Origin of the sequence: Cryobacterium sp. TMB1-7, assembly GCF_004402435.1 — a bacterium.
Taxonomy (GTDB): Bacteria; Actinomycetota; Actinomycetes; order Actinomycetales; family Microbacteriaceae; genus Cryobacterium; species Cryobacterium zongtaii.
In genome coordinates this window covers 243,476-263,559 of sequence record NZ_SOFZ01000007.1, presented here as the reverse complement: position 1 = coordinate 263,559, position 20,084 = coordinate 243,476, and the positions used below count along the sequence as shown (strand labels likewise).

Sequence of the window (20,084 nt, the reverse complement as noted above, 5' to 3'; positions counted from 1 at the left end):
ACCCGCCCGTCTAGCCAGATTCCCCGCGGGTGTGCGCAACTCCTCCTCTTCCTGATTCCGTGTCAGACCGCACCCCGCGAACACCGGTGCGGATGCGCGACCAGCGACGGGTTGCCGGAGTTATGCAGGTCCACGGCAGGGTTCGGGGTTGTGGATAACTTGCACGCGGGGGAGGGCTGCTGTCATACGGTGGCGGGATGGTGATCGTGGGTGGTGGGCGACGAGGTGTCGGACGGATGGCTAGTGCTGCCTGTGTGGGTGGTCTGCTGTTGGGTGCGGCGGGCTGTACGGCGGCGCCGAAGCCCGCGCCTCCGTCGCCCACGCCCACGATCACCCCCATCTTCGCTTCCGACGAGGAGGCGCTCGCCGCGGCCACCGAGGCCTACGCGAACTACCTCAAGCTTTCTGTCGTGATCGCCCATGAGGGTGGCAACAACTCATCGCGAATGGAAGGTGTAGCGGTGGGAGAGGCGCTTGAAACTGAAATTCATGCTCTTGAGGGCATGTTGGAGGCTGGAACAGCCGGTGTTGGAGTGCTCAAATTCGACACATTAACAATGCAATCTGCTGACCTGGCAACTGGAGAACTTTCGGCCTACGTGTGTCTCGACGTTTCGGAATCGGATGTCGTGGATAGTGCCGGTGTGAGCGTGGTTTCCGTCGACCGAGTGGAGCGACTTCCACTTGAGATTGGTTTTGTTTTCGAACCCGCTACCCAGCGCTTGCTGTTAGAGAGGACTCGGTCATGGGACGGGGAAAACTTCTGCTCGTCACTTTGATCTCGATCACGCTGGCAATGCAGGTCCCGACATCAGCTTCTGCGCTTGTTGACGCTCAGGTTTGCGGAGCCTGGTCTGGTGCCAGCGGGGACTGTCCGAAACCTGGCGCATCGGTCGGCGACGGCGGGGTGGACCTCAGCGCAGACCGGGAGGTCAACACGCCTGGACGTCAGGGGTCTGGTTCCGGCAACGGCCGCGACGGCGGTGGCGGTGGCGGCTCGGGAGGCGGCGAGTGGGATGGGCTCCCTGACGGCGTCAGCCTGGTTCCCGGGGGAGTCCCCGTCGACCGGGGCGACGCATCCGGCGGACTGGGGACTGGTCCGAGGCGCCAACCGATAGTGGCGCCGGCCGACCCCGCGGTGCCGGTGTGCCAGCCTCAGACGCCGTGCGATCCGGATCTGGTCGTGCGTGTCAGTGACCTGGTCAGTATCCCGGCCGACGCGCCCACTCAGGGGATGGAACCCAACGGTTGGCTCGTCGTCGGAGTCCCGGCCAATTTCTTCGCCACGGCGTCGGCCCATGTCCGGTCAGGGACCCTCCTCGGCGCCTCGGCCGAGGTGCGGTTCACCCCGGTGGGATTCCGGTGGGATTACGGCGATGGTGCGTCGCGAACGTCGGCTTCGGGCGGGGCGACCTGGGCGGCCCTGAACCTTCCCGAGTTCTCAGAAACCTCAACTAGTCACGTGTTCGAGAGCACCGGCACGCTGTCGATCGGGCTGGTCGTGTCATATTCGGCCGAGTATCGCTTTGCCGGTGCCGAATGGCGCGACGTGCAGGGTCTGGTGCTGGTGCCCACCCGCCCGATCACCGCGATCGCCGACCGCGCCGGCACGGTTCTTGTGGCCGAGTCCTGCCTCGGCAACCCCGGCGGCCCCGGCTGCTGAGAGGCATCGGGCCGCTGCAGGACCACGTCGTTCCGCGAGCCGGGCAAGGTCACGGCTTCATCATTGATTGCTCCCAGTCTGCGCATATCAAACGTTCAGCTTTAGGCGAGAAGCTAGCTTCGCTTGGAAGGAGCACACCATGACCGACAACACTCAGGACCCGGGCACCACCCCCGACCAGCCTCAGGACAACGCACCGTTCGAGGTCAACTCGTCGGGTGAAGCCGCAGCACAACCCACCGCAGCACAACCCACCGCAGCACAGCCCACCGCAGCACAGCCCGCAGTTCCACGCGACGCCGACAACCAGCCCACCGAGGTGCTCGGTTCGGAAGACGCCACGGTCGCTGCCCCGGCGCCCACGGCAGCTGAGCACCAGGCCGCCGCGCAGCAGGCAGCAGCGCACCAGGCCGCAGCCCAGCACGCTCAGGCAGCTCAGCCGACGCACCCGTACACCCAGGCGCCCCCCGCCTACCCCACGGATGCCTTCGGCCGCCCGATTCCGGGCCCGGACGGGTCCACCCCGATTTACGCCCCCACCCCGGCGCAGCAGCAGGCCTACGCCAACGCGAACGGCTACCCCGCGCAACCGTCGGGTGCACCGAAGGCGCCCAAGGACCCCAACCGCCGCAAAGGCAACGTGGCCTTCGTCGCCGCGCTCGCCATCGCAGCCCTGGTCGGCGGGGTCTCCGCAGCCGGTGTTTCCGCTGTCGTCTACTCGAGCCAGAGCAACGGCACCCCGGCCAGCGAGGCCCAGGGCCCGAGCACGGTGGTCGTCAACAACACCGACAGCGTGAACGAGATCACCGCAGTCGCCGCCAAGGCGTCGCCCAGTGTCGTCACCATCGAGGTCGCCGCGGGCGACTCCGGCGGCTCCGGCTCCGGCGTCATCCTCAGCGAAGACGGTTACGTCCTGACCAACACCCACGTCGTCACCCTCGACGGCGCCGCCGCAGACGCGACCATCCAGGTGAAGGCCAGCGACGGCAAGCTGTACGCGGCCACCCTGATCGGCACCGACCCGGTTTCCGACCTCGCCGTGATCAAGCTCACCGACGCGTCAGACCTCACGCCCATCACCTGGGCGGACTCGAGCGATCTCAACGTCGGCGACACCGCCATCGCAATCGGCGCGCCACTCGGCCTGTCCGGCACCGTCACCAACGGCATCGTGAGCGCCCTGAACCGCAGCATCACCGTGGCGTCCTCCGCCGCACCCACCACGCCCGACGAGACCACGCCAGACGAGGGTGACGGCAACTTCTTCAACTACGACCTGCCCAACCGGGACGGTTCGACCCCCGACACCCCGGACACCCAGGCCGCCCAGAGCAGCATCTCGCTCGCGGTGATCCAGACGGATGCCGCGATCAACCCCGGCAACTCCGGCGGAGCCCTGCTCAACAGCAAGGGCGAACTGATCGGCATCAACGTCGCCATCGCCAACGCCGGTGGCAGCTCGACCGCCACCACCGCCGGGAGCATCGGTGTCGGCTTCTCGATCCCGGCCAACCTGGCCAAGCGGGTGTCGGATGAGATCATCGACACCGGATCTGCCACGCACGGCCTGCTCGGCGCCAGCGTCACCGGCGCCACCAGCACCGACAGCGACACCGTCGGCGCCCTCATCAGCGAGGTGTCGTCCGGCGGAGCCGCCCAGAAGGCCGGCCTGAAGGCCGGTGACGTCGTCACCAATTTCAACGGTGTTCCCATCACCGACGCGACCGACCTCACCGCCCAGGTGCGTACCCTCGCAGCCGGTGCCACCGCCGACCTCACCTACGTGCGTGAAGGTGAATCGGTGACGGTGTCGGTCACCGTCGGCGAGCTCACCAGCTAGCCCGGATCAGCTCCTTCCTTCCTCCTGCGCCGCCGGTCCTGCACCGGCGGCGCAGTTGTGTCCGGGGCCGCGGCCGCCGGCTCGGAGGCCTGCCACAGGTAACGCGGACCGAGTGAAAAGACTCGGCTGCTAGGCTCAGGCGATTGCCCGAATGAGTGGAAAGATGGCCAGCCCAGTGCACGAGAGCGCAGACACAGTGCTGATCGGCGTCTCGTACATCATGCCCGTGCTCAACGAGGCCAGCCATGTACGAGCGGCGGTCCAGAGCCTGCTCGAGCAGGACTACGACGGCCCGTTCGAGGTCACCCTGGCCCTGGGGCCGAGCATCGACGGCACCACCGAACTCGTCGAAGAGATGGCCGCGGTGGATCCGCGCATCCGCGTCGTCGCCAATGAAGTCGGGTCGACGCCGGCCGGCCTCAATATCGCCATTCGCGCCTCCACCTTTCCTGTCGTGATCCGCGTCGACGCCCACTCGGTGCTTCCGCGCGACTACGCCCGCATCGCCGTCGAGACGCTTCAACGCACCGGCGCCGACAACGTCGGCGGCATCATGGATGCCCAGGGCACCGCCCCGTTCCAGCAAGCCGTCGCCCGCGCCTACGGCACCCGCATCGGCCTGGGCGGCACTCCGTTGCACGTCGGCGGCCCCGAGGGCGAAGCCGAGACCGTGTACCTCGGCTGCTTCCGCCGTGACAGCCTGCTGCGGGTGGGCATGTTCGACGAGGGCATCAAGCGCGGCCAGGACTGGGAACTCAACCGCCGCCTGCGCGAGCACGGTGGCTCGGTCTGGTTCACCCCGGCGCTGAAGGTCATCTACCGGCCGCGGCCCAGCCTGTCCCGCCTGGCCCGCCAGATGGTCTCCACCGGACTGTGGCGCGGCGAACTGGCCCGCCGGTTCCCCGAATCCAACGGCCTGCGCTACTTCGCCCCGCCCGTGATGGTGCTCGGCGTCACCATCGGCATCCTGCTCGGCCTCGCCGGCCTGGTGCAGGTCCTGCTGGACGGACCGGGCTGGCTGCTGCTGGGTTTCCTGGCCCCGCTGGCCTACCTGCTCATCGTCGTGGCGGCCACTGTTGCGTCGACCCGGTCCGACGGCGTTCGTGTCGCGCTCTGGTTTCTCGTAGTCTTGCCGTGCATTCACTTCTGCTGGGGTATCGGATTCCTGCTCGGTTACCTCAAGCTCACCACCAACATCTCGGCACACACGGGAAGACATCAATGACGTCTGGTTCGCCCAACACGGCTCGGCCCTCTTCGATCGCCGAGCTTCGTGCCGTCGCGCAACCTCCCGAGGTGCGGATGCGCGCCAACGCCGAGCACTGGACGGCGTCGCTGTACCTGCGTGACCTGTCGCCGTACCTCACCTGGCTGCTGCTGAAGACGCGCATCTCGGCCAACGGCGTCACCGGCCTGATGATCCTCGTCGGCTGGTCCACGGCCGCGGCGCTGCTCATTCCCGGCATCTGGGGTGCCCTGCTGGCCCTGGTGCTCGGCCAGCTGCAGATGCTCGTCGACTGCTGCGACGGCGAGGTCGCCCGTTGGCGTAGGACGTCGTCACCGGCCGGGGTGTTCCTCGACAAGGTCGGGCACTACTCGACCGAGGCCCTGATCCCCATCGCGCTGGGCATCCGCGCCGCCGCCTACCCGTTCGAAGCACCCGCCGACTTCCTGTTCACCACGCTGGGCCTGGCCCTGGCACTGCTGATCGTGCTCAACAAGGCCCTCAACGACATGGTGCACGTTGCCCGCGCCAACGCCGGCCTGCCCAAGCTGGCCGACAACAAGGGTGAGAAGGTGCCGCAGGCCGGCCTGATCGCGACCCTGCGCCGCCTGGCCCGGTTCCTGCCCTTCCACCGCCTGTACCACTCGGTGGAAATGACGATGGTGATCTTCGTCGCCGCCGTTATCGGCCTCGTCCTCGGTCAGCCGATCACCGACCGGGTCTTCCTCGCCGTCCTCGTTCCCCTCGCTTTCCTAGCGCTGATCGGCCACTTCCTGGCGATCATGGCCTCGAAGCGAGTGCGGTCCTGAAGTCAGGCGACAGCGTGCCCGTCACCATCGGTGTGGTCGTGCTCACCCAGGGCCGCCGCCCGGACGACCTCGAGCGCGGCATTCGCAGCCTGCTCGCCCAGGAAGACGTGCAGCTGGACATCATCTGCGTGGGCAACGGCTGGCAGCCCACAGGCCTGCCCAGTGTCGTCGCCGCGCTCGCCCTGCCCGAGAACCTGGGCATCCCCGCCGGCCGCAATCGCGGCGTGGAGCACGTGGGCGGCGACTACCTTTTCTTCCTCGATGACGACGCCAGCCTGCCGGATCCCCGGTTCCTGATCGACGTCGTAGGGGTGCTGCGCGCCGACCCCAGCATCGGTCTGCTGCAGCCTCAGGTCGTCGACCCGGCCGGCCTCACCGCGCCACGCCGCTGGATTCCACGCATCCGCAAGGGCGACGCCGCACACTCCAGCGCGGTGTTCTCGGTGTGGGAGGGTGCTGTGCTTCTGCCCAGACCCGTCTTCGACGCCACCGGCGGCTGGGCCGAACCGTTCTTCTACGCCCACGAGGGCATCGAGCTGGCCTGGCGGGTCTGGGACCAGGGCCTGCGCACCTGGTACGCGGGCAACCTGGTGGCAAACCACCCGGTGATCCTGCCCACCCGGCACGCCGATTTTTACCGGCTCAACGCCCGCAACCGCGTCTGGATCGCCCGGCGCAACCTGCCACTGCCGCTGATACCGCTCTACGTGGGGTCCTGGACGGCGATCCAGGTGCTCCGCGGAGCCCGCAACCCGGCTGCCCTCAAGGCCTGGTTCCGTGGCTGGTGGGAGGGGTGGGTCACCGACCCCGGCGAACGCCGTCCGCTGGCGACCCGCACCATCTGGCGGATGACCCGCGCGGGCCGGCCCCCCGTCATCTGAGCGGGGCCTAACGATTGGCTACCGGTGCGCCCCTTCCGGGGGGGCGGTAGGCCCTAGGTCCCGGCCCGGTGGGTAGGCTGGAGCAGTGGTAAGCAGCAAAGACGTCCGACTCGCAGCAAAGCTGGTGAAGGATGTGCTCGGTTCCCGCAAGGCTCAGCGCCTACTCACCGAGCGCCTCGCCGTACGCGGCCCGCTGCCCGCCAATACTTTCAAGATCGCCGTGTACTTCGCGGATGGCCCGGTGAACCTTTACCAGATGCGCCAGTGGTACAAGCCACTCGCGAAGCTGGCCGAGACCTGGCCCGTGGTCGTCCTGAGCCGCACCGCCGGCGGCACGATGAAGCTGATCGAAGAGAGCCCGATCCCGGTCGCCTACGTGCGCAAGGTGTCCGACCTCGAACGAGTGATCGCCGAGCAGGACATCCGCATCGTCCTGTACGTCAATCAGAACTCCCGCAACTTCCAGATGATGCGCTACGGGCGCCGCTGGCACGTTTTCATCAACCATGGTGAGAGCGACAAGATGTACATGACCACGAACCAGTTCAAGGCCTACGACTACTCGTTCGTGGCCGGTCAGGCCGCCGTCGCCAGGCTCGGCAAGGTGCTCTGGGACTACGACTTCGACAAGCGGGCCATCACCATCGGTCGGCCCCAGGCCGACCACTACTCGGGCCGGTTGCCGTTCATGCCCGACGAGCGCACCGTTGTGCTCTACGCGCCCACCTGGGAGGGCGACCGCGCCGCCGCCGCGTACGGCTCCATCGCCACGCACGGCGTGGCCCTGGTCACTGCCCTGTTGCGCAGCCCCCGGCACCGGTTGGTGTACCGCCCGCATCCGCGATCAGGTGTGGTCGACCACGAATACGGTCTGGCGAACAAGCAGATCATGGCCATGATCAACACGGCGAACAGCCGTGATGCCAGCGCCCAGCACATCATCGACACCGGCGCGGAGCTTGGCTGGCAGCTCTCCGCCGCCGACGTTGCGATCGTCGACATCTCGGCGATGGTCTACGACCGCCTTGCATCGGGCAAACCGCTCATGGTGACGCGGCCGCTGAACCCTCTCGCCGCCATCGACACCAGCGGGTACCTGTCCGACTGCGAGTGGCTTGACGCGGGCGAGACCGCCGGTATCGTCGAGACCCTCGACGAGCTTGTGAACGACGACGGCGCCGACCAACGTCTGCGCGTCTGGGTCGCGCAGTACTTCGGCGATCCCACGCCCGGTGCGCCGACGGCGCGGTTCCATGCCGCGATCGAACATCTGATGACCGAATGGGACCGGTTCGCCCAGGTGCACGCCGGCGACGACGACGGCCTCGCCGAGTTCGTCGAGGAAGTCAGCGAGACCGAAGACGTCTGAGTGATCGGGTGAGACGGGCAGGGTCAGGCCGGTCGGGCTCTGCTTAGAGGGGTTCCGCCCGTGCGGCTGCATCCGGCTTGACCGGGTCCCCGCCGGTCGGCCGGCGGCGGAGCGGCCGGGGGAGTGCCCGGAGTGCGCCGTGGCCCAGCTGAGTGAGCCGGTTGCCGGGAATCACGGCGCCGTCGCGCAGCGTGATGGTGTGCGCCCGCGGGTCGAGCTCCGGGCGGAAGGCGGCGGGCGCCTGACCGAACGCGAGCCTGGACGAACCGATGACCCGCTTGCCGAGAATGTGGTTGCCCATTCCGCCGATCACGGCGCCGATGCCGAACGGCACGGCCTTGCCGATCAGGCTGGCTCCGCCCTTGGCAGCGAACTGCCGGATGAAGGTGCGCTTGAGGCGGTCTGTCAGCGGCCCCATGATGGCGCGGGGCAGGCTGGTGGTTACCAACTCTCCCCAGTAGGCAGTACGGGCCACTCCTCCGCCGGTGACCTGACCGGCCAGCTGACGCACCAGGTCGGAGCCCTCGTGGCCGAGCATCATGGTCATCACGAGCGCCCTCGCGCGCTCAGGATCACTCACCGTGATCCCGTGCACCTCGCTGACGGACTGGGAGAAAAGTGCGGTCGCCTCAAGAAACCCGGCCGTCTCGACGCCGGACAGAGCGAGCGTGATACCGGTGCCGACGCCGGGGATCACGGCCGTCGCGCCGACCGCGGCGCCGCCGCTGGTGACAGCGGCGAGATAACGCCGCTCCAGAATGCGCACAAGCTGTTCCGGCGAGGCATCGGGGTGACGGTGGCGAATGCTGCGGATGTGGGCGAGCACAGCGGGGCGATGGATCGCCATGACCCTGTCGAAACCGGTGGCGACGCCGGATGGCAGCTGGCCGCCCTGCGGCAGCCCGCCGGTGGGCGACAGCAGTGGTGTGGGTTTCTTAGCCATAGTGCGGTCCTCCTCGGGTGCAGAAGCACGAGTTTACGGTTCGAAACTGAGCATCGTCGAGGTAATTCCCAGCCAGATTGATGCGCGTTGGCCGTGACGAATCGCGGTCGGGCGACGTCTCAGGCCTTCTTGATGCCGTACTCGGCGTTGTACCGGTCGAGGACGTCGTTGATCGGGGCGTCGAGGACCAGCTCACCCTTGTCGAGGTAGAGGCCCCTGGCACAGAACCGGCGCAGGTCGCGCTCGTTGTGCGACACGAAGAACAGGGTGCGTCCGCCGGCCAGCAGCTCTTCGATGCGTCGGTAGCACTTCTCGCGGAACGCCTTGTCGCCGACCGCCAGCACCTCGTCGACGAGGATGATCGGCTCCTCGAGCCTGGAGATCACGGCGAACGCGATACGCACCTTCATGCCGCTGGACAGGTGCTTGTACGGGGTATCGATGAAGTCGGCGATCTCGGCGAACTCGATGATGTCGTCGAAGCGGGAATCGATCTGCTTGCGGGTCATGCCGTGCAGACCCGCCGTGAGGTACACGTTGTCGCGCACGGTGAGGTCGTCGACGAAGCCGCCGGTGATCTCGATCAGCGGGGCGACACCCTCGATGACGTTCACGGTGCCCTCGTCGGGCAGCACAACACCCGTGACGAGCTTGAGCAGGGTGGACTTGCCCTGGCCGTTGCGGCCGACGACCCCGATCGCCTCACCGCGTTGAACGGTGAACGACACGTTCTGCAGCGCCCAGAACTCACCGGACCTGGTGCGGCGGCGGGTGCCGGCGAAGAGGTCCTTGAAGCTGCGGCGGCTGCGCCGATTCCGGCGGAACCTGATTCCGACGTCGTTCAGGGAGATGACGGTCTCGGTCATCAGATCTCCTTCAGCACGGCACGCTCAGTGCGGGAGAAGACCAGCAGGCCGATTCCGAGGAATGCCACCGACATGGCTGCGCTGACGGCCACGACGAACCAGTCCAGCTCGCCGGGGAAGAACGCGGCCCTGTAGAGGCTGAAGATGCCGCTGAGCGGGTTGAACGCCGCCCAGAAGTGCAGCTGCTCCGGCAGGTCACTCGTGCCATAGATGATCGGCGACGCGTAGAACAGAAAGCGCAGGATGAGTTTGACGGCTCGCTCGAGGTCGCGGAAGAACACAACCAGTGGGGCCACGATGAGGCCGACTCCGGCCGTGAGCACGGCTTGGATGAGGATGGCCAGCGGGAAGAAAATCGCATCAACGTTGACCTCGGCGCCGGACCAGATCGCAAAGACGATCAGGACCGGAATGGCGGCGATGAACTCGATGCCCTTGGACAGCACGAGCCGGTTGACCCAGATGGTGCGGGGGATCCGGGTGGACCTGATGAGTTTTGCCTCACGCAGGAATGCCCGGGTGCAGTCGGAGACGGCCCCGTTGAACCACATCCACGGCAGCAGCGCGGCGAGCAAAAAGACGATGTACGGTTCGTTGCCGACGGTGCGCTGGAAGACCTGGGTGAAAACAAACCAGTAGATGCCGGCCATCACCAGCGGGTCGAGGATCGACCAGAAGTAGCCGAGCACGGAGGTGGAGTACCGCACCCGCAGGTCCCGCTGGGTCAACAGCCAGAGGGAATGACGGTACCGCGCAAACGGGGTGCGCTGTTCAGGACGCACCTGAGCGTAACTACTCACGCGCTCTATCGTATGGGAGCGGATCGGGGCGCCGCGCCATCGACGCGACCGCCCCACGGCTCCAGGCTGATCAGACGAAGAGGTTGGCGCGCTCGAGGTCTTCGGCGAAGTCGACCTCGACGGCGTAGAAGTCGGAAATGTCGACGGGCTCCACAAGCATGCGGTTCTTCTCGATCGCGAGCTCGATGCCGCGCTCGAAGTAGTCCTGGTCGCCGACCTTGCTGAGGTGGTGGATGAGCATGGGCTTGTCAGCGGCAGACACGTAGTTGATGCCGACAGCCTCGCCGAGCCCGTTCTTCACGGTCTTCGACAGCTCCTTGATGTAGCCCTCGGCGCTCGTCGTGTACTTGACTTCCTCGTCAGACACCTTCGACGTGTTGACCGTGACGAAGGACTGGTCGCGCTTCATCATCGCGGCAGCGCGATCGAGGATAGCGGGATCGAATACGACGTCGCCGTTCATCCACAGCACGCCGCCGCTGGCGGACGCGCGGAGGGCGCGCAACAGGCTCTTCGACGTGTTGGTCACGTCGTACTGCTCGTTGTAGACGAAGGATGCCTGCGGGAAAGCCTCGATGATGTGCTCGAGCTTGTAGCCGACAACGATGGTGACCTTGGTCTTCTTGCCGAAGGCGTGCTCGATGTTGTCGAACTGCTGCTGCATGATCGTGCGGCCGTCGTTGAGTTCGGTCAGCGGTTTGGGAAGGGAGCGGCCGAGGCGGCTGCCCATTCCCGCTGCAAGTATTACTACCTGGGTGGTCACGAATATCTCCTAAGAAAGATCTGGGTGGCCCCGCAGCGGTCGGACGTTTTCGCCGAGTTTGCCTGCGGTTCACCCCTAAGTTCACGTATAGACACACCGTTATGCCACCTTCAGACTACCCGACGACCCCGTTCTGGGGGAAGAGACGGTCAGAGGCGTGTCCTGATCGTGACGATTCGTGCGGCCCTGTGACCTGCGATTCCGGCGCGAGTTTTGGTGAGAATCCGCCTGCGACCGCCGCCGGCCCCAGCGAGGTCAGACGGTCCTTGGTAAGTTAGCGAGGTGACTCCAGTGCCTCCGAACTCCGAGCCTGACGAGCGGACTCCGGTCTTGCCCGTTCCCGATACGGAGCCGGAACGCGAGGGTAGTGCCATCGAACACAACGCCCCTGCGAACCGAGCCCCTGAGCCCGATTCCCTTTCAACGACAGCACCGACCACCGGCGCGCTGCCGCCCCGCAAGCCTCCGGTGCGCCGCACCCCCCGAACCACGACGTCCTCGGCCGGTGGGGCGTCGAACGCGCCCGCCGCATCCGACGCCGACACATCGGTTTCAGCCGACACAGCGACCGCCGACGGCTCGACAACCCCGGTGAAGCCTGCGCGCAGCACGACCCGCGCACCGCGCACCCCTGCGACTCCGCGAGCCACGTCGACGCCCCGCGCTCCGGCCAAGAAGAAGCCGGCCGCCGCCGCGCTGGCGGAGGACGTGTCGGTACCGACGACGACGTCCGTGTCCCCGGCCGCCGCCGAACCCGCAACGGCGCCGGCGCGCGTCACGGTGACGCGCACCCCCGCTGCCCGCAAGGCGCCGGTGAAGCCCGCGGTCGCCAAGGCCACCAGGCTGCCGGCCACGACGACGTCCACGGCCGATACCGCGGAGGCCGTCGAGGCCGCCGCCGCGGTCTCCGAGCTGGACCTGCCCGCCGGCCCCGCGGAGGTCGGCCCCGAGAAGGCCAAGACCGCGGCCGCCCGCTCGAGCAGCGCCCGGACCGCGGCTTCGAAGGCCGCTGCCGCCAAGGCCGCTGCCGCCAAGACCGAATCGGCCACCAAGGCCGGCGCGGCCCGCGCCGCAGCGACCAAGTCCGCCGCGGCGAAGTCTGCCGCCGCCAGGACCGCCGCCACAGCGTCTGCACGTGCCGCCACCGCGGCTGCCGCCGCCGCCGCTGCGGCACGATCGGCTGCCGTTGAGGACGCACCAGCCGCTGCGGAATCCGTCACTATAGAGCCCGTAACGAAAGCGCCCGTCGCCTCAGTGCCCGACACGGCCGCGCCCGCTGCACCCGAGCCCGACGCCACCATGGTGCTGCCGGTCGTGCCGGTCGCCCCCGCGCTCTCCGCCGACGACGAGACCGTCGTCTTGACGATGCCGGCCTCCCCGGAGTCCGGCGACACCGTTGTGCTCACCGTGACCCCTGCGACGAGCGCCCCTGCCTCCGAGCCGGCCCAGCCCGCGAAGCGGCCGTTCTGGCGGCTGCCCAGGTTTGCTCCGAAGCAGACCGAGGCCGTGTCTCCGACCGACCTCGGCGCTGCCGAGCGCACGGATGCCGTGGCAGCCGGGGTACCAGCGAGCCCCGAAGCCCCTGTTGCACCCGCTCGGACTACGGTGCCCGTCGTCTCGGCCGCGGATCGCACCGGCCAGGCCACCGCGGTCCCCGAACCCGTTGTCGGTGCCACGGCGCAGCGCATCCCGCCGGTAGTGCGCAAGCCGATGGCCCCGCGCACCGGCGCATCCGCCGTCATCGGGGCGTCCCCTCGCGTGGAGATCGCGGTCAGCGGGCTGAACAAGAGCTTTGGCCAGAACGTGGCCGTCGCCGACGTCAACCTCGAAGTTCGGGCCGGGTCGTTCTACGGCATCGTCGGCCCTAACGGCGCGGGTAAGACCACCACGCTGTCGATGATCACCGGGCTGCTGCGGCCGGACTCCGGTTCGATCCAGGTACACGGCGTGGACGTGTGGGCCGACCCGATCGCCGCCAAGCGCACCATTGGAGTCCTCCCGGACCGGCTGCGGCTGTTCGACAGGCTCACCGGTGCACAGCTTCTCTACTATTCCGGCGTGCTGCGGGGCCTCGAGAGCGAAACCGTGCGGGCCCGGTCCGCCGACCTGGCCGCGGCGTTCGGCCTTGAGGATGCTCTCAACCGTCTGGTCGCCGACTACTCGGCGGGCATGACCAAGAAGATCGCCCTGGCCTGCGCGATGATCCACTCGCCGCGCGTGCTGGTGCTCGACGAACCGTTCGAATCGGTCGACCCGGTGTCGGCCGTGAACGTCACCGAGATTCTGCAGCGCTACGTCGCTGCCGGCGGAACGGTGATTCTCTCCAGCCACGGTATGGACCTCATCCAGAGGGTCTGCGACCACGTGGCGATCATTGTGCAGGGTTCGGTGCTGGCCGCGGGAACGATCGACGAGGTGCGCGGCAACGTGTCACTCGAAGAACGCTTCGTCGACCTCGCCGGCGGACGAAAGGTTGCGGAGGGCCTGGAGTGGTTGCACAATTTCTCGGACTGAAACTGAGGCTGCTCGCCAATCTGTTCCGGCGTAGCCCCTGGCAGGTCGTGGGAGTGGTGCTCGGCCTGCTCTACGGGCTGCTCGTCGCCGCGGCCCTGGTGGCCATGCTCATCACGTTCCGGTTCGTCGACGACGTCGGCGCCATTCGGGAGGGCCTCATCGTGGCCGGCTCGCTGGTGGTGCTCGGCTTCTTCCTCGTGCCGCTCGTCTTCGGCGTGGACGACAGCATGGACCCGCGCAAATTCTCCACCCTGGGCATCCCGAACAAGCAGCTGTCGTTCGGCCTCGCCGTATCCGCACTCGTCGGCGTACCGGCGACCACCCTCGCGCTGGTGCTGCTGGGCACCATCGTGACCTGGTCCAGGGGTGTGGGGGAGACCCTGTTCGCCATCCTGGCGGCCGCGCTGCTTCTGGCGACCTGCATGCTCGCCTCCCGGGTGAGCACGTCCATCTCGGCATTCCTGCTGTCCACCCGCCGCGCCCGCGAGTTCACCGGCATCATCGGCATCCTGCTGATCGTCATGATCACCCCCGTGGTGGTCCTGCTGGTCAATGTGGACTGGAGCAAATACGGGCTCGACGTGCTCGGCGGTTTCGCGAGCATCCTCGGCTGGACGCCGCTGGGCGCAGCGTGGGCCGTGCCGGGAGACGCCGCTGTCGGCGACTGGGGGATCGCCTTCCTCAAGCTCCTCATCGCCGCCGCGACCGTGTACCTGCTCTGGCTCGCCTGGCAGGGTCTGGTGGCCCGGATGCTCATCACGCCGGGTCGCGAGGCTCAGGCCAAGGCGTACGTCGGCCTGGGCTGGTTCGACCGGATGCCGCACAACCCGATCGGTGCGATCGCCGCGCGCAGCATCACCTACTGGGGCCGCGACCCGCGCTACTGGGTCTCGCTAATCATGATCCCCATCGTCCCGGTCCTGGTGATCCTGCCTCTCGTCTTCGCGGGGATGCCCTTCGAATACCTCGTCCTCGTTCCGGTGCCTCTGATGTGCGTCTTCCTCGGCTGGACGCTGCACAACGACGTCGCGTATGACCACACCGCCATCTGGCTGCACGTGGTCTCCGGACCGCGCGGAGTGGCCGACCGCGTCGGCCGGCTCGTTCCGGCGCTCTTCGTGGGCATCCCGTTGATCGGGCTGGGCTCGGCCGTCAGCGTCAGCGTGCACGGGGACTGGGCGGTGCTGCCCGGTCTGCTCGGCGTGAGCACCTGCATCCTGCTCGCCGGGCTGGGCTTCTCCAGCTTCACGTCGGCCCGGTTCCCCTACCCGGCGACCAAGCCAGGGGACAGCCCGTTCGCGCAGCCGCAGTCGTCGGATACCGCCGCCGCGATCATCCAGTCGTTCACCTTCGTCGGGTCCATCGTGGTGGCCCTGCCGGCCATCGTGTGCGCCGTTCTGGGTGTCTTCGTGGATCCGGTGTGGAACCTGCCGGCTCTCTACTGGGGGCTCGGCATCGGCTTCGTCATGCTGATCGGCGGGGTCTGGCTGGGCTCGCGGACCTTCGAACGCCGTGGTCCCGAAATGCTCTCCTCCGCATTGCGCGCGTAGCTGCATACACTTGATTCCATGACACACGACATTCGCGCGAGCATCGCAGAGCCTGGCCGCGGCCCAGATATCGGTGGCGGAACATCCACCCTCGATCGTGAACTCGAGGAACTGCTCAACCAGGAGCAGATCGAGCCCGGTGACCACGAACGCTTTTCGCACTACGTGCCGAAGGACAAGATCCTCGAGTCGGCGATGACCGGCAAGCCGGTCAAGGCGCTGTGTGGCAAGAAGTGGCTGCCGGGCCGCGACCCGGAGAAGTTCCCGGTCTGCCCGACCTGCAAGTCAATCTACGAAAAGATGAAGCAGGACTAACCCGTTCGTTGGTCGAGCTTGTCGACACCCCGCTAGCGGAACACCGTCGGGATGACGGCGTCGCCGCGGCCGAGCCTGAACGCATCGATCGGCAGCTCACGCATGGCTGCGGCGTTCTGCTCGCGGGCCAGCCGGGTGCCGGCTGCGCCCACGTAGCGTTCGTCGACAACCCCGGCCTCCATGAGCGGCACCAGCAACGACCGTTCCGTGGCTCCGGCGGCGTGGGGTTCGTGGGCGTCAACCGGTGCGTCCGTCGGGCCGTTCGCCGCCACCATAACGATCTCTTCGCGCGCCGTGCCTGTCGCGTCAAGCAGTCGCACGGCGCTCTTGCGCCCGCCGACCGAGGCCTTAGAGGCCGAGGTTTTCGCCACCGAAACCCACTCGTCTGCGGTGTTCCTGTGCGCCACCAGCTTGTAGACCATGCCGGCGGCCGGTGCGCCGGACCCTGTCACGAGTGAGGTACCCACCCCGAACGCATCCACCGGCGACGCGGACAGCGCCGCGATCGAGTACTCGTCCAGGTCGCTGGTGACGGTGATCTGGGTGTTCACGGCGCCGAGCGAGTCCAGCTGGGCGCGCGCGGCGGCGGCGACGGTGGGAAGGTCGCCGGAGTCGATGCGGATCGAACCCAGCCCGGTGCCGGCCACGGAGACGGCCAGTTCGATGCCGCGCTCGATGTTGTAGGTGTCGACCAGCAGCGTGGTCGACGCGCCGAACGCATCCACCTGGGCCCGAAAGGCGTCCTCTTCGGTGTCGTGCAGCAGAGTGAAGGAATGCGCGGCGGTGCCCATGGTGGGGATGCCCCAGCTCCGGCCGGCTTCGAGGTTGCTGGTGGAGGCGAACCCGGCGATATACGCGGCGCGGGCCGCGGCCACGGCGGAGTGTTCGCCCGTGCGGCGGGATCCCATCTCGGCCAGCGGCCGACCCAGGCTCACCGACACCATGCGGGCGGCGGCGCTGGCCACGGCGCTGTCGTAGTTGAGCACGCTGAGGATCAGGGTCTCGAGCACGACGCACTCGGCGAAGGTGCCGTCGACCTGTATCAGTGGCGAGCCCGGGAAGTACGCGTCGCCTTCGCGGTATCCCCAGATGTTGCCGCTGAAGGAGTAGTCCGCCAGCCAGTCGAGGGTGGGCGGGCGCACCACGTTGTTGGCGCGCAGCCAGTCGAGTTCAGCCTCGTCGAACCTGAAATCACGGATCAGGTCGAGCAGGCGGCCGGTGCCGGCCACGATCCCGTACCGTCGGCCGGCGGGCAGCCGCCGGGCGAAGGCCTCGAACATGCACTCCCGGTTCGCGGTGCCGCTCTGGATCGCGGCATCCACCATGGTGAGTTCGTAGCGGTCGGTTCGAAAGGCAGAAGTCTCGGTCACGCGAGAAGCCTAGCCGTCACCGCACTGCCCGGGCTGGACGCCCGGTGCACACCCTCCCGCCGCCCGTTCGCCGAGATACGTCAAACGGCCCCGTCAGATGCACTGAAGGGGCCGTTTGCGGCAACTCGCGGATCCCGGCTGGGGCCTACAGGGCGCCGAAGGCGACGATGCAGTTCTGGCCGCCGAAGCCGAACGCGTTCACCAGGGCGTGCTTGATCGGCTGGATGCGCGCGGTGAGCGGCGTGTAATCCAGGGTGCAGTCCGGGTCGGGGGTGCGCAGGTTGATCGTGGGCGGCACAATGCCGTTCTTGATCGACAGGGCGCCGACCAGGGCGGACAGGGCTCCGGCAGCGCCGATCATGTGCCCGGTCATCGACTTCGGCGCGGTGATGGAGATCTTGTCGGCGAAGTGGCGCAGTGAGTTGCGGATCGCGAGGGTCTCCGCCTTGTCGTTGGCCTGGGTGGAGGTGCCGTGGGCCACGATCATGTCGATGTCGGCCGGGTTGAGCCGGCTCTTGTCCAGGGCGCGGGTGATCGCCTGGCTGGCGTAGGTGCCCGACGGGTCGGGGGCCACGATGCTGAAGCCGTCGCTGGTGAGCGCCCCACCGAGCACCTCGGCGTAGACGCGGGCACCCCGGGCGCGGGCGTGGGAGAGCAGCTCCATGACGAACACCACGGCGCCCTCGCCGAAGACCAGGCCGTTGCGGTTGGCGTCGAACGGGCGGCTGGCCTCGGTGGGTTCGTCGTTGTGGGTGGATGCGGCGTGCATGGCGTTCAGCCCGGCGAACATCACCGGGGTGATGGCGGCCTCGACACCGCCGGCGATCACGACGTCGGCATCGCCGGTGACGAGCATGGTGCGCGCCTCGAGGAGGGCGTAGGCACCGCTCGCGCAGGCCAGGGCGCTGGCGTTCACCGGGCCGTGCACGCCCAGGTCGATGGCGATCTCGCAGGCGGCCATGTTCATCAGCGACTGCGGAACGAAGCGGGGCGAGATGCGGCGGGCGCTGCCTGCGTTGACGTGCTCGGTGGCATCCTGGATCTCGGCGTAGCCGGACACGGCGCTATTGACGATGACGCCGGTGTGGATACCCTCCATTGACGGCCCAAAGCCGGCGTCCGCGACTGCCTCGCGGGCCGCGGCGATCGCCAGCTGGGAGGCGCGCGAGGCCCGCTTGACCTGCTTGATCGACATCCGCGTGGCCGGGTCGAAGTCCTTCACCTCACCGGCGATCTGGGTGGGCAGGTCGGTGGCGTCGAACTGCGTGATGCGGGCGACACCGCTGCGGCCGTTAGTCAGGCCGTCCCAGGTTTCGGTCCACGAATTACCGAGGGGCGTCAGTGCGCCCAGTCCGGTGATTACGACTCGATCATTCATGACGATCATCTCCTCAGACGGCGCGAGGGACGTCTCCGGTGCGGGCTCTGCCTGGTTGGCCTGGCCCATATGCCGAGTGTAGTTACGGCTATATTCCGGCCCACGTACGTTGGGCGGTTCTGGGCATATAGCGGTGTCCAGCGTGGCCGAACGCCGAACCCGGCTAGGCTTGATCGACGTGACTGATGCACCGATTGGGATTTTCGACTCCGGGGTCGGCGGGCTTACCGTCGCCCGGGCCATCAAGGACCAACTGCCCAACGAGTCGATCCTGTATATCGGCGACACCGCGCATTCGCCCTACGGGCCGAAGAAGATCGCCGATGTCCGCGAGTACGCACTCGAGGTTCTCGACGACCTGGTGTCCCAAGATGTGAAGTTGCTGGTAATCGCCTGCAACACCGCTTCTGCGGCCGTGTTGAGGGATGCCAGGGAACGTTACAGCGTCCCGGTGATCGAGGTTATCCAGCCCGCGGTGCGCCGTGCGGTGGGCACCACCCGCAACAAGAGGGTCGGCGTGGTCGGTACGGCGGGCACCGTGAACTCTCGGGCCTACAACGACGCGTTCGCCGCGGCCACCGACATCCAGCTGTTCTCGCAGGCCTGCCCGCGCTTCGTGGAGTTCGTCGAATCTGGAGTCACCACAGGCGCGGAAGTGTTGCGCGTCGCCGAGGAATACCTCGCACCGCTCAAGGCCGCCGACGTGGACACGCTCGTGCTCGGCTGCACCCACTACCCGTTCCTGCGCGGGGTCATCTCCTACGTCATGGGTGACGCGGTGACGCTGGTCTCCAGCCACACTGAGACGGCCAACGACGTCTACAGGGTGCTGGTGGGCCAAGGTCTCGAACGGGTGGATGCCGCCCCGCCCAGCTACCGCTACGAGGCCACCGGCGATAGCGCCGACGACTTCCTCCGCCTCGCCCACCGCCTACTCGGCCCGGAGATCTCCCACGTGGACCTCGTCGCGACCGGCACCATCAGTCTCAGCGAGGTGACCAGACTGGCCGCCTCGACCGCTCCATCCCGCCTCTTCACCCCCCGTCATTCCAAGGAGAACCCGTGACCGACATCCTGCGCGCCGATGGCCGCACCAACGACCAGCTGCGCCCCGTCACCATCGAGCGCGGCTGGAGCGACCAGGCCGAGGGATCCGCGCTGATCTCCTTCGGTCGAACCAAGGTGCTCGCCACCGCGTCGTTCACCAACGGCGTGCCGCGTTGGATGGCCGGCAAGGGCAAGGGCTGGGTCACCGCCGAATACTCGATGCTGCCGCGCTCGACGAACTCCCGCATGGACCGCGAGTCGGTCAAGGGCCGTATCGGTGGCCGCACCCACGAGATCAGCCGGCTGATCGGTCGGAGCCTGCGCGCCGTCGTCGACATGAAGGCGCTCGGCGAGAACACCATCGTCATCGACTGTGACGTGCTGCAGGCCGACGGCGGCACCCGCACCGCCGCCATCACCGGCGCCTACGTGGCGCTGGCCGACGCCCTCGAATGGGGCCGTGAGAAGAAGTTCATCGCCCAGAAGGCCCAGCCGCTCACCGACAGTGTCGCGGCCGTCTCGGTGGGCATCATCGCCGGCGTGCCGATGCTCGACCTCGCCTACACCGAGGACGTGCGCGCCGAGACCGACATGAACGTCGTCGTCACCGGTCGAGGCAAGTTCATCGAGGTGCAGGGCACGGCCGAGGGCGCCCCCTTCGACCGCAGCGAGCTCGACTCCCTGCTCGACCTGGCCCTCGGCGGGGCGATCACGCTCACCGAGCTGCAGAAGACCACGCTGGGCCGCTGAC

18 protein-coding genes are annotated in these 20,084 nt (G+C 67.7%); 12 read left to right on the top strand and 6 right to left on the bottom strand.

Translation table 11 applies throughout. From position 1 onward, the window contains the following. The first annotated feature begins 197 nt into the window (after positions 1 to 197). From E3O60_RS02355 to E3O60_RS02325, 7 genes are all read left to right on the top strand, one after another. Positions 198 to 779, top strand: a complete 582-nt coding sequence (locus tag E3O60_RS02355) for a hypothetical protein (RefSeq protein ID WP_134480744.1) — start codon at positions 198 to 200, stop codon at positions 777 to 779. Positions 780 to 1,117: 338 nt separating this feature from the next. Continuing rightward, the gene (locus E3O60_RS02350; RefSeq protein ID WP_134497053.1) at positions 1,118 to 1,663 is read left to right on the top strand and encodes a hypothetical protein; all 546 of its coding nucleotides are present in this window, start codon (positions 1,118 to 1,120) and stop codon (positions 1,661 to 1,663) included. Between the two features lie 139 nt (positions 1,664 to 1,802). Continuing rightward, positions 1,803 to 3,503 (top strand): S1C family serine protease, encoded by a 1,701-nt coding sequence (locus E3O60_RS02345; RefSeq protein WP_134497051.1) that lies wholly within the window; start codon positions 1,803 to 1,805, stop codon positions 3,501 to 3,503. Positions 3,504 to 3,666: 163 nt separating this feature from the next. Next, positions 3,667 to 4,728: a glycosyltransferase family 2 protein gene (locus E3O60_RS02340; protein ID WP_241993189.1), complete on the top strand. Its 1,062-nt coding sequence runs from the start codon at positions 3,667 to 3,669 to the stop codon at positions 4,726 to 4,728. After that, positions 4,725 to 5,537 (top strand): CDP-alcohol phosphatidyltransferase family protein, encoded by an 813-nt coding sequence (locus tag E3O60_RS02335; protein WP_088455539.1) that lies wholly within the window; start codon positions 4,725 to 4,727, stop codon positions 5,535 to 5,537. The genes E3O60_RS02340 and E3O60_RS02335 overlap by 4 nt, the downstream gene beginning before the upstream one ends. A 14-nt stretch (positions 5,538 to 5,551) precedes the next feature. After that, a complete protein-coding gene (locus E3O60_RS02330; protein WP_134497049.1) occupies positions 5,552 to 6,418 on the top strand; it encodes a glycosyltransferase family 2 protein in 867 nt (288 codons plus the stop codon). Between the two features lie 85 nt (positions 6,419 to 6,503). Beyond that, complete coding sequence (locus E3O60_RS02325; RefSeq protein WP_134497047.1) at positions 6,504 to 7,787, top strand: hypothetical protein; 1,284 nt, start codon at positions 6,504 to 6,506, stop codon at positions 7,785 to 7,787. Between the two features lie 43 nt (positions 7,788 to 7,830). Here E3O60_RS02325 and E3O60_RS02320 read toward each other — a convergent pair whose 3' ends face one another. The 4 genes from E3O60_RS02320 to E3O60_RS02305 all read right to left on the bottom strand — a co-directional run bounded on the left by E3O60_RS02320 (position 7,831) and on the right by E3O60_RS02305 (position 11,159). Continuing rightward, positions 7,831 to 8,730, bottom strand: coding sequence for a hypothetical protein (locus tag E3O60_RS02320; RefSeq protein ID WP_241993188.1), 900 nt, complete (start codon positions 8,728 to 8,730; stop codon positions 7,831 to 7,833). Between the two features lie 119 nt (positions 8,731 to 8,849). Continuing rightward, positions 8,850 to 9,596, bottom strand: a complete 747-nt coding sequence (locus tag E3O60_RS02315) for an ABC transporter ATP-binding protein (RefSeq protein WP_088455542.1) — start codon at positions 9,594 to 9,596, stop codon at positions 8,850 to 8,852. Continuing rightward, positions 9,596 to 10,396, bottom strand: a complete 801-nt coding sequence (locus E3O60_RS02310; protein ID WP_240632398.1) for an ABC transporter permease — start codon at positions 10,394 to 10,396, stop codon at positions 9,596 to 9,598. The genes E3O60_RS02315 and E3O60_RS02310 overlap by 1 nt, the downstream gene beginning before the upstream one ends. Before the next feature lie 70 nt (positions 10,397 to 10,466). Then, positions 10,467 to 11,159, bottom strand: a complete 693-nt coding sequence (locus E3O60_RS02305) for an NTP transferase domain-containing protein (RefSeq protein ID WP_088455544.1) — start codon at positions 11,157 to 11,159, stop codon at positions 10,467 to 10,469. A gap of 1,710 nt (positions 11,160 to 12,869) precedes the next feature. Here E3O60_RS02305 and E3O60_RS02300 point away from each other — a divergent pair. The 3 genes from E3O60_RS02300 to E3O60_RS02290 are packed head-to-tail and all read left to right on the top strand — an operon-like array spanning position 12,870 to position 15,538. After that, on the top strand, positions 12,870 to 13,673 hold the full coding sequence (locus E3O60_RS02300; RefSeq protein WP_134480754.1) for an ABC transporter ATP-binding protein: 804 nt from the start codon (positions 12,870 to 12,872) through the stop codon (positions 13,671 to 13,673). Then, positions 13,649 to 15,223, top strand: coding sequence for a hypothetical protein (locus E3O60_RS02295; protein ID WP_240632399.1), 1,575 nt, complete (start codon positions 13,649 to 13,651; stop codon positions 15,221 to 15,223). The genes E3O60_RS02300 and E3O60_RS02295 overlap by 25 nt, the downstream gene beginning before the upstream one ends. Positions 15,224 to 15,241: 18 nt before the next feature. Beyond that, positions 15,242 to 15,538, top strand: a complete 297-nt coding sequence (locus E3O60_RS02290; protein ID WP_088455545.1) for a DUF3039 domain-containing protein — start codon at positions 15,242 to 15,244, stop codon at positions 15,536 to 15,538. Between the two features lie 32 nt (positions 15,539 to 15,570). Here the strand turns inward: E3O60_RS02290 and E3O60_RS02285 are convergent, their stop codons facing one another. Together E3O60_RS02285 and E3O60_RS02280 are read right to left on the bottom strand one after the other, a co-directional pair. Then, on the bottom strand, positions 15,571 to 16,908 hold the full coding sequence (locus tag E3O60_RS02285) for a nicotinate phosphoribosyltransferase (protein WP_088455546.1): 1,338 nt from the start codon (positions 16,906 to 16,908) through the stop codon (positions 15,571 to 15,573). A 145-nt stretch (positions 16,909 to 17,053) separates the two neighbouring features. Further along, positions 17,054 to 18,355 (bottom strand): beta-ketoacyl synthase, encoded by a 1,302-nt coding sequence (locus E3O60_RS02280; RefSeq protein WP_198414981.1) that lies wholly within the window; start codon positions 18,353 to 18,355, stop codon positions 17,054 to 17,056. 109 nt (positions 18,356 to 18,464) lie between these two features. Between E3O60_RS02280 and murI the strand changes: the two genes are divergently transcribed. Then, the gene (gene murI, locus E3O60_RS02275; RefSeq protein ID WP_103432628.1) at positions 18,465 to 19,352 is read left to right on the top strand and encodes a glutamate racemase; all 888 of its coding nucleotides are present in this window, start codon (positions 18,465 to 18,467) and stop codon (positions 19,350 to 19,352) included. Next, on the top strand, positions 19,349 to 20,083 hold the full coding sequence (rph, locus tag E3O60_RS02270; RefSeq protein ID WP_088455547.1) for a ribonuclease PH: 735 nt from the start codon (positions 19,349 to 19,351) through the stop codon (positions 20,081 to 20,083). The genes murI and rph overlap by 4 nt, the downstream gene beginning before the upstream one ends. Position 20,084 lies beyond the last annotated feature (1 nt).